This window comes from Acinetobacter sp. NIPH1876 (assembly GCF_022808535.1).
Classification (GTDB): domain Bacteria; phylum Pseudomonadota; class Gammaproteobacteria; order Pseudomonadales; family Moraxellaceae; genus Acinetobacter; species Acinetobacter higginsii.
Window position 1 is genome coordinate 304,875 of the sequence record NZ_JALGBR010000002.1, and the last position, 13,626, is coordinate 318,500.

13 protein-coding genes and 1 tRNA gene are annotated in these 13,626 nt (G+C 38.1%); 5 read left to right on the forward strand and 9 right to left on the reverse strand.

The genetic code is table 11. The features are described 5' to 3' along the window. Positions 1-71 precede the first annotated feature (71 nt). Positions 72-581, forward strand: a complete 510-nt coding sequence (locus MN869_RS03690) for a hypothetical protein (protein ID WP_004699703.1) — start codon at positions 72-74, stop codon at positions 579-581. Positions 582-652: 71 nt separating this feature from the next. Here the strand turns inward: MN869_RS03690 and MN869_RS03695 are convergent, their stop codons facing one another. The 3 genes from MN869_RS03695 to MN869_RS03705 all read right to left on the reverse strand — a co-directional run bounded on the left by MN869_RS03695 (position 653) and on the right by MN869_RS03705 (position 3,347). Then, a complete protein-coding gene (locus MN869_RS03695) occupies positions 653-1,582 on the reverse strand; it encodes a hypothetical protein (RefSeq protein WP_004699700.1) in 930 nt (309 codons plus the stop codon). Position 1,583: 1 nt separating this feature from the next. Beyond that, positions 1,584-2,918, reverse strand: coding sequence for an inovirus-type Gp2 protein (locus MN869_RS03700; protein ID WP_004699698.1), 1,335 nt, complete (start codon positions 2,916-2,918; stop codon positions 1,584-1,586). Positions 2,919-3,134: 216 nt separating this feature from the next. Continuing rightward, positions 3,135-3,347 (reverse strand): AlpA family phage regulatory protein, encoded by a 213-nt coding sequence (locus tag MN869_RS03705; protein WP_004699696.1) that lies wholly within the window; start codon positions 3,345-3,347, stop codon positions 3,135-3,137. Positions 3,348-3,457: 110 nt separating this feature from the next. Between MN869_RS03705 and MN869_RS03710 the strand changes: the two genes are divergently transcribed. Further along, positions 3,458-4,807 (forward strand): hypothetical protein, encoded by a 1,350-nt coding sequence (locus MN869_RS03710; protein ID WP_004801557.1) that lies wholly within the window; start codon positions 3,458-3,460, stop codon positions 4,805-4,807. A 445-nt stretch (positions 4,808-5,252) separates the two neighbouring features. Here MN869_RS03710 and MN869_RS03715 read toward each other — a convergent pair. Then, positions 5,253-5,342: transfer RNA gene (locus MN869_RS03715), tRNA-Ser, on the reverse strand. Between the two features lie 96 nt (positions 5,343-5,438). Then, positions 5,439-5,927: a transcription elongation factor GreB gene (gene greB / locus MN869_RS03720; protein WP_005184373.1), complete on the reverse strand. Its 489-nt coding sequence runs from the start codon at positions 5,925-5,927 to the stop codon at positions 5,439-5,441. A gap of 374 nt (positions 5,928-6,301) precedes the next feature. Between greB and MN869_RS03725 the strand changes: the two genes are divergently transcribed. Beyond that, positions 6,302-7,411, forward strand: a complete 1,110-nt coding sequence (locus tag MN869_RS03725; protein WP_033134299.1) for a transglycosylase SLT domain-containing protein — start codon at positions 6,302-6,304, stop codon at positions 7,409-7,411. 56 nt (positions 7,412-7,467) lie between these two features. Here MN869_RS03725 and MN869_RS03730 read toward each other — a convergent pair whose 3' ends face one another. Further along, positions 7,468-7,851, reverse strand: a complete 384-nt coding sequence (locus MN869_RS03730; protein WP_004801562.1) for an SCP2 sterol-binding domain-containing protein — start codon at positions 7,849-7,851, stop codon at positions 7,468-7,470. 196 nt (positions 7,852-8,047) lie between these two features. Continuing rightward, positions 8,048-8,953, reverse strand: a complete 906-nt coding sequence (gene ttcA / locus MN869_RS03735) for a tRNA 2-thiocytidine(32) synthetase TtcA (RefSeq protein WP_033134300.1) — start codon at positions 8,951-8,953, stop codon at positions 8,048-8,050. Positions 8,954-9,451: 498 nt separating this feature from the next. On the opposite strand from ttcA, the gene MN869_RS03740 reads away from it, so the two are divergent. Further along, complete coding sequence (locus MN869_RS03740; protein WP_241305737.1) at positions 9,452-10,315, forward strand: lytic transglycosylase domain-containing protein; 864 nt, start codon at positions 9,452-9,454, stop codon at positions 10,313-10,315. 217 nt (positions 10,316-10,532) lie between these two features. Continuing rightward, positions 10,533-11,438, forward strand: coding sequence for a protease HtpX (gene htpX, locus MN869_RS03745; protein ID WP_004801567.1), 906 nt, complete (start codon positions 10,533-10,535; stop codon positions 11,436-11,438). 58 nt (positions 11,439-11,496) lie between these two features. Here htpX and MN869_RS03750 read toward each other — a convergent pair whose 3' ends face one another. After that, complete coding sequence (locus MN869_RS03750; protein WP_004801568.1) at positions 11,497-12,090, reverse strand: DUF4112 domain-containing protein; 594 nt, start codon at positions 12,088-12,090, stop codon at positions 11,497-11,499. A 78-nt stretch (positions 12,091-12,168) separates the two neighbouring features. Beyond that, positions 12,169-13,506 (reverse strand): magnesium transporter, encoded by a 1,338-nt coding sequence (mgtE, locus tag MN869_RS03755; protein ID WP_004801570.1) that lies wholly within the window; start codon positions 13,504-13,506, stop codon positions 12,169-12,171. Positions 13,507-13,626: the final 120 nt, after the last annotated feature.

The window sequence follows — 13,626 nt, forward strand, 5'->3', positions numbered from 1 at the left end:
TTAAATACACAGAGTTGGGCTTTCACCCAACCCTGTAGATCACAATATTCGATTAAATATAGGCATGTGTAATGAATTTTATTCCATCGATTGTTTTATCCAGTGTGTTGCTACTGACTTTAACTGCGTGTAATTCAGGTAACGATGCACCAAAACCAAAGGATACCCCAACTCAAACAAGTGAGCATAGCACTGCTGATGCGACTGAAACTCCGCCTCAATCTGAAGATGATTTTCCAGCCGTTGATAAATCCTTTCTGGAAGATGAGTCATATAATGCTGAGGAAGGGACTGAACCCACTGTACAAGAACAATTTGAAGTCCGTGTCCGTCGTGAAGAATCACAATACTCCATGACAGGCTATACCGATTTGTTAAACATCATGTCCTTGAACGATGCGCCAACCACCATCACAGGGGTTTTAATCAACCGTGGTAATTGCAGAAGCAAAGGCACTTACGATTACCAAAATATGCGCTATGGCTCAGTGGCAAAAGTCTACTTGGGCTGTTCCGCTGAATATGTCCGTGAAGTGACCATCACCACCAACAGTGGTTTGACCTATACCTATAATTTTTAGAGATTTAATCACAGCGATTTATACAAGCATAAAAAAGGCGTTCTAATCAGAGCGCCTTATATTTGAAAAGTTTACTTAGCAGGGATATTCCCTGTATAGCTTTGCCATAAATAGGAAATATGCTGACTCATATACCGATAAAGTTTGAGGGGGCCATTTAGAAACTCAAGCTGTTTACTCCAGTAGCTACGCATATCACTGTCCGCAAAGTAACAGTGTTTTTCCCAAACCAAATAAGGTGATCCTTGCACAAGCTCATGTCCCTTGTGTAAACAAGCCCCTCTCCATACCCGTAAGATAAAATCAGAATATTTACACTCATCACCAATCACATAAATGATGGCATGGACTGAATAAAATCCATTCAGTGATTTCACAATACGCCATTGCACATCATACAGCTTGCCAGCTAATTCTTCGGATTGATGTAATCTTTCCAGCCATTTACTAGCAAGTTTTGGTAATTTAACTTCGGCATCAAATTGTAAGGGAATAGTAAACATACAAGGTAAATCATAGATCATACAATTGATCTGCTTATGTTTGTCTAGACAACGTTTAAACAATGCCTTTTGGAATTTAATACTTTCATTAATTGGTTCAATAAATTTTGTATATTCCAGTGCAATCCGTCGTTTCAGAAACTTATGTTTAAATTGATCATGAATAAGCTCTGCATTCTCTACAAGGTAATTCATATTACCGTAATGAGAAAAGCCTACTGTATCAAAGATTGCAGCCCAATAAGGATTTAGTTGAAATCCATGTAATACCAAACGGTGATAATGCAGCCAAGGTAGAGAATTTAAAAATATACGATAATTCTTATCCAAACATTTGGGTGATCGTTTATCCATAACCGCTAGTTTCCCATTTTCAATTTGAGCTGCATTTTGAATACTCTGTCCTAAGAACAAATGAGTATTAACATCCAGCATGAATGGGATAATTGGTGTCTGCGGTATATAGTGTGCTTGAGGAGTCGCTGAATAATGAGTCATTTCATGCCTCCTTTTGACCAGTATTTTTAAGAGATTTACCCATTTTTATCGCAACATCCTTAGCAATATTTTTACCAAATACACGTATGAAGTAGGCTTTATCATTTCTAAGGTTTTGCTCATTCTCTTCATCCTGCTTAATCCTTTTATGCACAATGAATTGGTCTCTTTTGGTTATATAACGGATGGCTTTAATCAAATACTCGTATTTTTGTTTATCACTGCGATGTAAGGTGCCAATACCGACATCTTTGTATTTGCCATTGTGAGCATCAATATTGCAATTATAGTAAGTCCCCTCATCACCAATCACTCTTTTCCAGACCTCACCAATCTGTTGTGCTAACTTAATGTCCTGTGAGTGTTTACGACCATCGAGAAAGAAAAAACAGTGGTAGTGATAGCCCGTTTTTTCGGCAAATTCCAATTTCCATAGATAGCCCAATATACGTAAATTTGAAGTACGCTTTAAATAACGAAGGCATGTGATTAAATCTGCTTTGACTTGGGCAAGTTCAGGGTTTTGTGTTTTTCCATAACGAAAATCGACACGAGCAATGACAATTCTCGAATGTTTAGCCAGTATCGTATCTACACATTCTGTAGCGACCTTTTGCTGATATTGGGAACGTTCCCTTCGTTTTTTCTGTTGGTATTTGAATTCCTTTTCTTGAGTTAGCAAATACAAACGTTCAATGAATAGATTAATTAATTCTGCATAACAAATTGAAGTTATTGTTCCATCAGTATTTCTTAGCTGAATAATATCATTGGGGTAATGTAGATAAAAATCAGCATGAAAATAACCCTTTAGAATTTCGTTATACGCTTGCATAACAATCTTATGATGCTCACAATCATAATGCTCTAGAGGATCAAACCCTTGGATGAGTATTTGCTTTAATAATTCAATGAATTTTTTATCAATAGGCTCATACCATCCATGATACAGAGTGCCTTTGATCTTACGATAAGCCTGCACATAGTTGTGTTTTAAGATTTGTTTTACTAATTCAATTTCTGAGAATATTTTCTCAGCTTCAGGATTTGATCGAATTTCATATTGGTTATATTCAGTGTTGAAATCTAATAAGTAATCCAATGCCAATGAGCTTGAATGCTGATCGTCTGCTGCATTGAAGCATTCTTCATACATTGAATTGAGTAAAGACTGTTGCTCTTCCAATGGTGCTGTAATCTGAATGGGCTGATTAGATGAATCAGTATCAGTTATTTCAGTCTGCTGATTTAGAAAGTGTTCAGGTACTTGTGTTAAGTATTCATGTGCTAAAGCAGGTGTTTGATTATTACTCATAAGATAGGATGATTGATTCATAATAATGAACTTCTCTGTACGTAATTACACCTAACAATTTGTTAATTAAGTCAATTTATATAATAATTAATATTATTAGATATACTGATCATATAAGTAACACAAATGGTCAGGCGTAAAAATCACTGTAATCCCATGACCTCGAAATCAAGGAATTACAGTGTTATAAGGGTTAATAGGGTATGTGAGAGTTGTAAAGATATCTTGCTAATCTGGTTAGCTTTTTTTTGAATTGATCCAATCAATTATGTCCTGCTCTAACCAACCAACGGCTGATAGTCCCAATCTAATCGGACGAGGAAAAGACGAATCATATCTCTTGGATTTCGGGTTCATTTTGTCATACAGACTTGATTTACTTAAACAGACTAATTCTGTTACTCCTTTCATTCTAAGAATCTGATTTTTTTTGGTTTCTGAGGTTTGCATTGTTTACTCCGATTTAAACCTGATGTGGATGTCTTCGGATATAAATATGCTCTAGAATCCTCAGAAACATCAGCAAAACAAGATTCACAATTGTTAAGTAGCGTATTTAAATGAGTAATCCCGTCTTCGATCATGAAATTTACAGAATAGCTCACCCTGTAATGCAAAAATTAGTAAAGCAAGCTGTAAAAGCAAGAGAGTTTCAAGCAACTTTCCCAAATCTGTATAACGAGTTAATACGTATTAGGGATGTAATATTGAGGCAACTGGTCAACCTGCTAACTGAAAAATATAAAGAAAGAAAGTCACTACCTATTGAGCAAATCAAGATTGAAGTAGAGATAATTGTCTTTGGCAGACAGTTACTCAACCATGTAATGGGATATTGTCAAACAAGGCAATTAGTGGATGAAGATATATTTTTGTTAAACCATTTACTTCAACCAGATGAACTAACATCAATATTTGAAGAACTTTATTGCATATTTTGGGAAAACATCAAAAGTTATGAAGAATGGACACAATTCCCCAATTTTTCGACAAACCTCAAACGTATTTTGAACGAAAAGTATTTCTTACCTGACTTGTTACCATTCTGGGATATTAAATCTCTATTTTTGGATTATCTTAAAATTTATATTGAATATCATAATTTTAAGAATAGCAAAGATATAAAAGGCACAAATATAACTCAAGTCCCTTCATATCACGAAGTTAGGAATGCAATTAAAGGATTGAAAATTTATGGTACACCACTACAGAAGTCCACAAAATCATTTATTGGATGCTCTCCGTTAGATGCCAATTTGCCACCTTCAAAGTTCATAAATCTTCATCTAAATCTAGAAGAGGATGTTAGCAATCTGCCTGTGCTTTTAAGTAAATTTATACATGAATTTATGGCTACAAGATTAGATAATCAGAGAAATGGGACAGATGCCCAGCCTATTATTGACAATAAGGTTTCTGAAAAAATTCATAGCTTGAGCATCATTTTAGATGATTGTGCAAATTCACTTGAAGTACTCAAAAGAGCTGATGCAATTCTTACTGCGCTAATCAGCCTGATTTACTACGATAAAATTTTTGAAACAAAGATCAACAAGGGTAACATCCAGCAGTTTGAATCAGCGAATTATTCTAAATTTATGCTAAGTGAAATTCACGGCTCTGCAAACCAAACTATAATTGAGAATGCTATCAATCAAGATCGTCGCAACTCAATCAATCATACAGGCATGGATTATTTTTCCGATTTGTTCCAAACGCTTTATGAATTACTTGAAAATGATAAAGATATAAAAACCATAAAGCCTAAAAAAGCAACAATATTTATCACTTGTGGTATGAGGGACATACTTTATGAACATACATTTAGTAAAGCAAGTCTAAGTAAAGGTCTAAATGATATGGTGAAAAATTTATCACCAGAAAATTTATATGAGATCATCAATCTGTAAGGATGCAGACAACTTAACAGTCCGTATGATATACCAGTATCATCAAATTTATGGGTTTAACATCACTTACAAGCATCTAAAGAATATGGGTAGATTTATTTTTTTACAGTCTGCCCATAATTATGAATCGATAAAATCTCATAAACAGAATGTATAAGATCAAGAAAACTCATCCAAGATGAAAGTAAAGATAAGCAACAGTAAAAAACCAAATACAACAGACCATTCAAGCATAAGACCAAAGTGGATATTTGCAAAATTCCCCACCTTAAAATCAGTTTGGAATTCTACTAGAAATTTTCTTTCAACTAATATGATGTCCAAATAAGTAAAAAGATGTCTCTTTAGATATCACCTAATCCAATGTTTGATGAGGGGTAGGTTGAGGGGTAAAATCATAGATAAAAAACAAGCCCTTGTAAAAACAAGGGCTTATTTAAATATTTGGCGGAAGCGGTGAGATTCGAACTCACGGAGGACTCACACCCTCGTCGGTTTTCAAGACCGGTGCATTAAACCGCTCTGCCACGCTTCCAATGGCGGCTATCATATAAATAAAAGTTCAACTTGGCAAATCTTTTATTCAAAATAATGCATCAACCGCTCAAAATAAAATCAACACCCTGTAATTTTAAGCATTTTCAGGTTTTTCATAGCGAATTGAGTTGATATACCACAGTTTTTTTCCCAACGGCGTATGCACTTCAACCTCATCATCCACTTGTTTCCCCAGTAAAGCACGCGCCATAGGTGACTCAATCGAAATATGTTGCGGATGATGATCGTAGATTTCATCGACACCCACGAGACGCAATTTTTTTTGTTCCCCTGCATCATTTTCAATTTCCACCCAAGCACCAAAGTAGACCTTCCCCTCCTGCTCAGGTACATAATCGACAATTTTTAATTCTTCTAAACGTTTTCCTAAGTAACGAACCCGACGATCTATTTTTCTAAGTATTTGTTTATTATATTGATAATCAGCATTTTCCGAGCGATCACCAAGGCTTGCCGCCCAGTTTACTTTTTTAGTTATTTCAGGACGTTCGTCATGCCAAAGCTTTTTTAGCTCAGCAACCAAAAGGTCATGTCCATTACGTGTAATTAAATTCGATTTCATAAGCCCAAATACGTTAATACAACAGTCCATTTACAAGTTTTTGCATTGTATTCCTTATTTCACCACCACTAAAGTGTATAAATTTTATTCTTTTCCAAATCATAGGTTTGTGATGTAACTCTCAATTTTTTATTGTGCAAAATTTGACATTCTTAGTTTTGCCGCTTAATATGCGCCCCTAAGTTTGTTTTTGTTTATTTTTTATACACTTTGTAAATGTTGTGAAACATTTGTACCATCTTTCCCTTTAACTCAATGTCATTACTGAATGACGTTCATGACTTGCCCACCCTTATTGAATTTATCAACTTTTAAAAGTTAAGGCAGTGTTTTGCTGAACTTTTTGGGCATAAATTACCTGTAGCGGAGACAACATGCACAGTAATTCAAGTTCTGGGTCGAGGCCTAGCCTTAACTCTTTATCTTCCAAACGACCTTTTCAAGCTTTAGCGTTAGGAGCTGCAATCCTTCCTTTCAATAGCTTGAATGCTGAAAAATCACATCAATACAATACGGTTGTGAATACCAACGTTTTAACTGTCGTTGCAGTTGAAAACCCAACCACAGTCTTTAAAGACGGTCAATTCCAACATGGTTTTGGTTATGATCTCGTGCGTAATTACGCACAAAGCTTAAATGTAAAGCTTGATTTCAAAACCGTTCCTGACAATGCCACGGCATTGAAATGGGTTGCTCAAGGTAAAGCGAACATTGCCATGACAACAGCCAATCTGGCTACGATTGAAAATAAACAACTGGTTTCATTTTCAGCAAGTTGTGGCGATCAAGCAAGCTTAAGCAAAAATGGTTTAAATCCTCAGTTAAACTGGGTGTTTAAGCAAGCTGATGATCCCCTTACACTCACGGCGAGTGGTTTTATCTGTCAAAGTAAGCAATCGGGTACAACCCAGCAATTGGCCTCATTCTATAACCGCAATGTGGTTAAACCAGAGTCTTGGTCTACGATTCAAAGAGATTTGAAACAACGCTTACCGATTTATAAGGCCAGCTTTAAGCAAAGCGCATCTAAATACAATTTAGATTGGCACTTACTCGCAGCAATTGGCTATCAAGAGTCTTATCTTAAACCAAGCTCAGTTTCTCCCACTGGCGTACGTGGTTTAATGATGTTGACCAACAGCACAGCCAAAGCAATGGGCGTAAGCAATCGCTCAGATCCACTGCAAAGTATTCAAGGTGGTGCAAAGTACTTTGATCTGATGTTAGATCAATTTGGCAATGTACCTTATCCAGACCGTAACTGGTATGCTTTGGTTGCATACAATATGGGTCCTGGTGCAGTCAGCCAGATTCAGAAACGTATCCGTGCACAAGGCAAAGACCCGAATCAGTGGGTCAATTTATATGACTATTTACAGCGTAACCAAGCTCGAAATGGTCGCTATAAACAAGCCGTACAATATGTGACGCGTATTCGTACCTATTTAGAACATCTCAAGACCAATAGCCGTATTGATGTATAACTGAATAGATATAAAAAAAGCTTACCTCTGGGTAAGCTTTTTTTATTCAGGAAGACTTAAGCAGTAAGCTCAAGTACTTTCTTGAATAAATCTTTTTGCTCTTGGCTTGGCTTAGCTGTTTGTAAAGCCATAAGCTGAGACATATCGCCTTGCACTTTGATTTTACCAGTCATGAATGCTTGCATCGCAGCAGCCATATCAAATTCCAAGAATACTTTACGTAAAGTTTCAGCATCCATGTTCAAAGTTGTTTTAGCATTTGAAGATAAACCCTTTTGGATTTTACCCGCATCTAAAGCCAACTCTGTATTACCAGCTGCATCTGTTACAACCAAGTTAATCGCTAAATTCGCAAGTGCTGGTGGCAAGTTTAAATCACCTGCTTCAGCAGTAAGTTTTTCAACAGTTGCAAACCAATCATCAGTTAAAAATGCAGCCATGATTATTCCTCAAATGTATTTGTTCAATTTCTTGTGCCATCTATCCAGACGACATCTCATGAAGCAATTTGCTCGTGCCCTGTTATAGCATGTAATTTTTATTTTAGGCTATGATTTTTTGTACGCGTGATTCAATTTTTAAAATTTTGATAAAAAAAAGGTACTTAACAAGTACCTTTTCAAAAACTTTTACACTTTACTCAACAGCAAAACTGAGATTGACCACATCTAAGCGATTTTTCAACTCTTCTGGGTCTTTCATATCAAACTCACGTTGAGCATCCAACGCTTCAAAATCGAATAGCTCACGGTCCGCCAATTGTGATGGAGACACATTCTGTAAGGCACCAAAAATACTGTGTAAACGCTTTGGATGCTGCTTATCCCATTCACGCAACATGTCATTGATAATGGCGCGTTGTAAGTTCTCTTGTGAGCCACACAAGTTACACGGAATAATCGGGAACTGGCGTAAATCCGCATATTTGATAATGTCTTTCTCTTCGACATACGCCAAAGGACGAATCAGAATATTCTTTTTATCCGATGAAAGTAATTTTGGCGGCATCGCCTTCAAACTACCACCATGGAACAAGTTCAAGAAGAATGTTGCCATGATGTCATCACGGTGATGACCTAATGCAACCTTAGTTGCACCAATTTCTTGAGCGAAGCCATACAGCGAACCACGGCGTAAACGAGAGCATACTGCACAGTAGGTCTTGCCTTCAGGAGTTAAACGCTTGGTAATGGTATAAGTATCTTTTTCAAGAATGTAATATGGAATATTGTTCTCTTCCATATAGCGCGGCAAGATATCTTCTGGGAAGCCCGGTTGCTTTTGATCCAGATTCACAGCCACAACATCAAAATTGATCGGTGCAATCCGTTTAAACTGCAGCAAGATATCCAATAAGGTATAGCTGTCTTTACCGCCAGACACACAAACCATGACCTTATCACCGTCTTCGATCATGTTGTAATCACGAATTGCATGCCCAACCTGACGACGAAGCTTTTTCAACAGGCGATAATACGCTGAACTTGTCGGAAGTTCTGGCTTGAAATTAAATCCTTGGTTGGATTCCACTGGCGCGTACATAGACGTGATTTACTCATAAACAAAAATACCCGCAAGATTTTATCTCATTCCGAAAAAATGCGCATCTAAAGAATTTTTCAATTTCTTCCAATCGTCATATTTGAGTTTCATACTGGTAAAATTCTGATCAAAAAAATTCAGATTCGCCTGGATTGCTTATATTTCAAACTTTTCCACAGTTGTCCACAAAAGCTGTGGATAAATTTGTGGATTTCTTCGCTATTGACAAACTCTTTTTATCTTAAAATAAGGCTTCCGATTAGATTGATCATTTTTTAACCAATGATTTTATAAAAACAAAATCAATGACTTAGATAAGTCAAGACTTAGTTTTTAAAAAAAATATTTTAATTTTTTTTGCTGAACATTCGAACAAAATGACTTGATTTTTGTCTAACAGTCGAAAATAAAAAAATTGTAGCGAAAGTTCTTTTTTTACTTTTTTTTGTTACACTGCTGTGAAGAACTTATGCTCATCCTTTCGTGAATATTATAATGATGAACAAAACAACATATTTTTTTACCCTTTGCTTGGGGACAATCGGTTTTTTTAATGGCATAGCACCAAGCTATGCTGGGCAGACGATTTATCAATTTAAAGACAACAATGGTACAACGCTGCTGACCAATAAGAAGAAAGCAGAATATAGCCATTTAAAAGTGGTGAAAGCAACCTACTATCCCGACAGTAATATCCATAGTTATAGTAACTGGGGTGCAAGTGAGGCTTCAGTGCTTCCGAGCTATAGCCGTAATAAAAATGCATTCGATCCATTGATTCGCCAAGCGGCACAGCAACATGGTGTCTCTGAGGGATTAATTAAAGCGGTCATGCATACGGAATCAGGCTTTAATATCAATGCCCGCTCTCCAGTAGGAGCGCAAGGTTTAATGCAACTGATGCCAGCGACTGCACGCCGCTTTAATGTGAATAATGCCTATGACCCACAACAAAACATTTTTGCTGGTGCAAAATATTTAAGTTGGTTACTTAAACGGTTTAATGGCAATACGCAACTTGCAATCGCCGCATATAACGCAGGTGAAGGCAATGTCGATAAATATGGTGGCATTCCTCCATTTCGTGAAACCCAAGACTATGTGCGTCGTGTCACCAGCCGTTATCAAAATCTATATGCATCAAGTATCGGCTCATCTTCATCGAGCGCCGCGACACAAGTGATTGCACAATCTGCCAATTACACCACGCCATCCACCGAAGCTGTAGAAGTTGCACCAGCACCAAAACAATATAATCGCCAAATTATTACCCTTGCAGATGGTACCTTTACCGATGCACCATCAGGGACATATACCACCACCAATGCCACTGCATCTGCCAGAATACGCCTCAGTGACTAACAATTCAGGCCAACGATTCTCACAGAATGATTTTACCTGATATTTTTTAGACAAAATTTCATTTAAGTCACTGTTTCATAGCCAATTCATCGTTTTATAGGCTAAATGTATCTGCGCCCACTTTTTGCTTGAATTTTTACAATTCGCCCTGCATATTAGCGTTATGATTTATAATTTATAAATCAGATCACTTTTTCTTTATAAGAGGGTTTTCTCAATGATGCGGATTGGTTTGTTCTTGCTAACCAACCTCGCGGTACTGGTTGTAGCTGGCATTATCTTGTCACTCTTCGGTGTCGGTAGTTACCATGGCGCAGGGGGCTTGAATCTAGGCAACCTTTTAGTCATCTGTTTTGTCTTTGGTATGGTGGGTTCTATTATTTCCCTGTTCATGTCGAAGTGGATGGCTAAAAAAACCACTGGGACAGAATTAATTGACCCAAATGCACCCCGTAGTCAAGCAGAAGCTTGGTTATTACAAGAAGTGGCGCAATTATCGCAACGTGCAGGTATTAACATGCCTGAAGTGGGTATTTTCCCTTCTTACCAATCCAATGCATTTGCGACAGGTTGGAATAAAAATGACGCATTAGTAGCTGTTTCAACTGGCTTACTTGAGCGTATGAACAAAGATGAACTTCGTGCAGTACTCGCGCACGAAATCGGTCACGTTGCAAACGGTGACATGGTGACCCTTGCGCTGATTCAAGGTGTAGTGAACGCCTTTGTCATGTTCTTTGCACGTATTGCAGGTGACTTCATCGACCGTAATGTATTTGGTCGTGAAGAAGGTGAAGCACCAGGCCTTGCTTATTTTGCTATTACCATCGTACTCGACATCGTATTCGGTATTATGGCCTCTGCCATCGTGATGTGGTTCTCTCGTCAACGTGAATATCGCGCAGATGAAGCCGGCGCACGTTTAGCAGGTAAACAAGCAATGATCTCTGCTCTACTTCGTTTACAAGCAGAATCAGAAATGCCAGATCAAATGCCGAAAGAAATGAAAGCATTTGCGATTGCGGAAGGTAAGGAACAAGGCTTTAGCTTAGCTGCTTTATTCCAAACTCACCCAACCATTGAACAACGTGTTGCTGCATTACAGCAATTAAATGTTCAATAATCAGTATCAGATAAACAATAAAGCCTCCATCACGGAGGCTTTATTTTTGCTTAAAAATCTAGTGTGCTTGGAAAGATTGATAAAACTGCCACAGATAACTGAAACCGGCCCAAACCGCGACAACCAATAAGATAAGGACTGCAATTCCCAACAAATCTGGGATACGTAACCAAATCCAGCTCACGATCGGATTACGCCAAAATGCCGAGCTTTTTTGCTTCTGCTCAAGTGATTCATGTAAGAATGGATGGACCACATGAATATCACTATGCACTTGATATTCCTCACGGATATGCGCATGTACAATTTCAAGCGTCTTGCGGCTCGGACGAATAAATACATCAAATAAAGTGCCGACAATTGGTACGAAACCGACCAACATATCCATGATTGCCAGTTTGACCACACCCTTCAGTTTATGCTGTGGTACACCGACCTCCCTCGCCTTTTTAAACGCATACAGCGTTAAAATAAAACCTGCGATATCACCTGCAAAAGGAATGGTGCTCAGTGCAGCATCGGCTCCAACACCTTGTTTGGTGAACGGAATCCGAACCAAACTGTCCATGGTGTTGGCAAACTTTGCTAAATCACGTTCGACAGCAATCGCTTGCTGCTGAGTTAATTTTTTTTGTTGTGTTGGAGCCGTCATTCACTCAACCTAAAAGCCATGTTTATGCTTGAGAATAAAGTAGTTTTTAAATTTTGTCGGTACAATTATTATTACGACTCAGAATAAAATCATCGAGGCGATAAATAAATACACCAATACCCCTGTCGCATCACAAATTGAGGTGACCAACGGCGCAGAAGCACTGGCAGGGTCAAGTCCAGCCTTATTTAAGATAAACGGCAAGCTCATACCAATCAGACAGCCCATCAGTACAATGCCCATCATACTCAGCGCCAGTACCAAGGCCACCATTTCATCACCACGGAAATAACCCAGTAATGACACTGCAACCGCCATGGTGCCACCTAAGCACAGTGCAACTAAACTTTCACGTCCGAGTAAATAAAACCAGTCTTTAAATTGCACATCACCCGTTGCTAAGGCTCGAACCATCAAGGTTGAAGACTGAGAACCTGCATTTCCTCCGCTTCCCACCAATAAGGGCAAAAAGAAAACCAATACCAGATTTTTCGCAATCACATCTTCATAGTGAGCAATACCGATCCCCGACAGCAAACTACCAAACACGAGAAAGACCAACCAAAATACCCGTTTCTGATAGAGTTGCAGAATCGGTGCTGATTTAATACTCAGCTTAGAGGATGCATTGACCGCACCGACTTTTAAGAAGTCTTCTGTTGCTTCTTCGCTGGCAACGTCCATTGCATCATCATAGGTCACGATCCCGACCATCATGTTTTGATGATCGATAATCGGCAGCGCTAATAAATCATAACGTGCAATGGTTTTTGCCACTTCATCTTGGTCTGTATCCACATAAGCGGTTAAGACATTGGTTTCCATGAGCTCATTAATATTTTGCTCTTCAGGTGCAAGTATCAATTGCTTTAAAGATAAAACTCCGAGAATTTTGCGTGCTTCATCCAACACATAAGCGAAATAAATCATTTCCGTATCGGGGGCTTCAAGGCGCAACATTCTGATTGCATCCATGACCGTCATATTCGGTTTTAAGGTCGCATATTCGGAGCTCATGATTGCCCCTGCTGTTCCCTCTAAATAGGATGACAGTTGACGGATATCTTCTCTCTCGGCCTGTGCTAGGGCTGGTAATAGCGCATTTTGTTGCTCTTCATCTAAACACTTAAACACGTCAGCGCGTTTGTCCGATGACATTTCTCCAATAATCTCTGCCAGAATATTTCTAGGCATCGCTTGAGCCAATTTGACTTGTTCATTGGGTGGAAGATAGGAAAATACGTAGGCTCGATCGGGTAAATGCGTGAGCAGCAATTGACTTTGTTCAGCCGAGAGCTGTGTCAATACATCTGCAATATCGACTGCTTGAAATGTTTCAACTGATGCAAGTGCCAGTTCAATATGATTATTTTTAAGTGCGTCGCTTAATAAATATAAAAAGTTGTTGTAGCTCATATTCGCCTCTTCACTACAAAGTATCTGCAATGAAGGACTAAACGCAGCGTATTATTTTACGATCGAATAGAAAACTTCATTCAGATTTTGATTAATATAAAAATGTGTAATTTGAAATAA

Bases quoted from the DNA above. Each gene is read 5' to 3' on its own strand.
- MN869_RS03730 (WP_004801562.1), bottom strand. From the start codon at position 7,851: ATGGCTGCATTTTTAACTGATGATTGGTTTGCAACTGTTGAAAAACTT.
- ttcA (WP_033134300.1), bottom strand. From the start codon at position 8,953: ATGTACGCGCCAGTGGAATCCAACCAAGGATTTAATTTCAAGCCAGAA.
- htpX (WP_004801567.1), top strand. From the start codon at position 10,533: ATGATGCGGATTGGTTTGTTCTTGCTAACCAACCTCGCGGTACTGGTT.
- MN869_RS03690 (WP_004699703.1), top strand. From the start codon at position 72: ATGAATTTTATTCCATCGATTGTTTTATCCAGTGTGTTGCTACTGACT.
- MN869_RS03710 (WP_004801557.1), top strand. From the start codon at position 3,458: ATGAGTAATCCCGTCTTCGATCATGAAATTTACAGAATAGCTCACCCT.
- MN869_RS03695 (WP_004699700.1), bottom strand. From the start codon at position 1,582: ATGACTCATTATTCAGCGACTCCTCAAGCACACTATATACCGCAGACA.
- mgtE (WP_004801570.1), bottom strand. From the start codon at position 13,506: ATGAGCTACAACAACTTTTTATATTTATTAAGCGACGCACTTAAAAAT.
- MN869_RS03740 (WP_241305737.1), top strand. From the start codon at position 9,452: ATGAACAAAACAACATATTTTTTTACCCTTTGCTTGGGGACAATCGGT.
- MN869_RS03700 (WP_004699698.1), bottom strand. From the start codon at position 2,918: ATGAATCAATCATCCTATCTTATGAGTAATAATCAAACACCTGCTTTA.
- MN869_RS03705 (WP_004699696.1), bottom strand. From the start codon at position 3,347: ATGCAAACCTCAGAAACCAAAAAAAATCAGATTCTTAGAATGAAAGGA.
- greB (WP_005184373.1), bottom strand. From the start codon at position 5,927: ATGAAATCGAATTTAATTACACGTAATGGACATGACCTTTTGGTTGCT.
- MN869_RS03750 (WP_004801568.1), bottom strand. From the start codon at position 12,090: ATGACGGCTCCAACACAACAAAAAAAATTAACTCAGCAGCAAGCGATT.
- MN869_RS03725 (WP_033134299.1), top strand. From the start codon at position 6,302: ATGCACAGTAATTCAAGTTCTGGGTCGAGGCCTAGCCTTAACTCTTTA.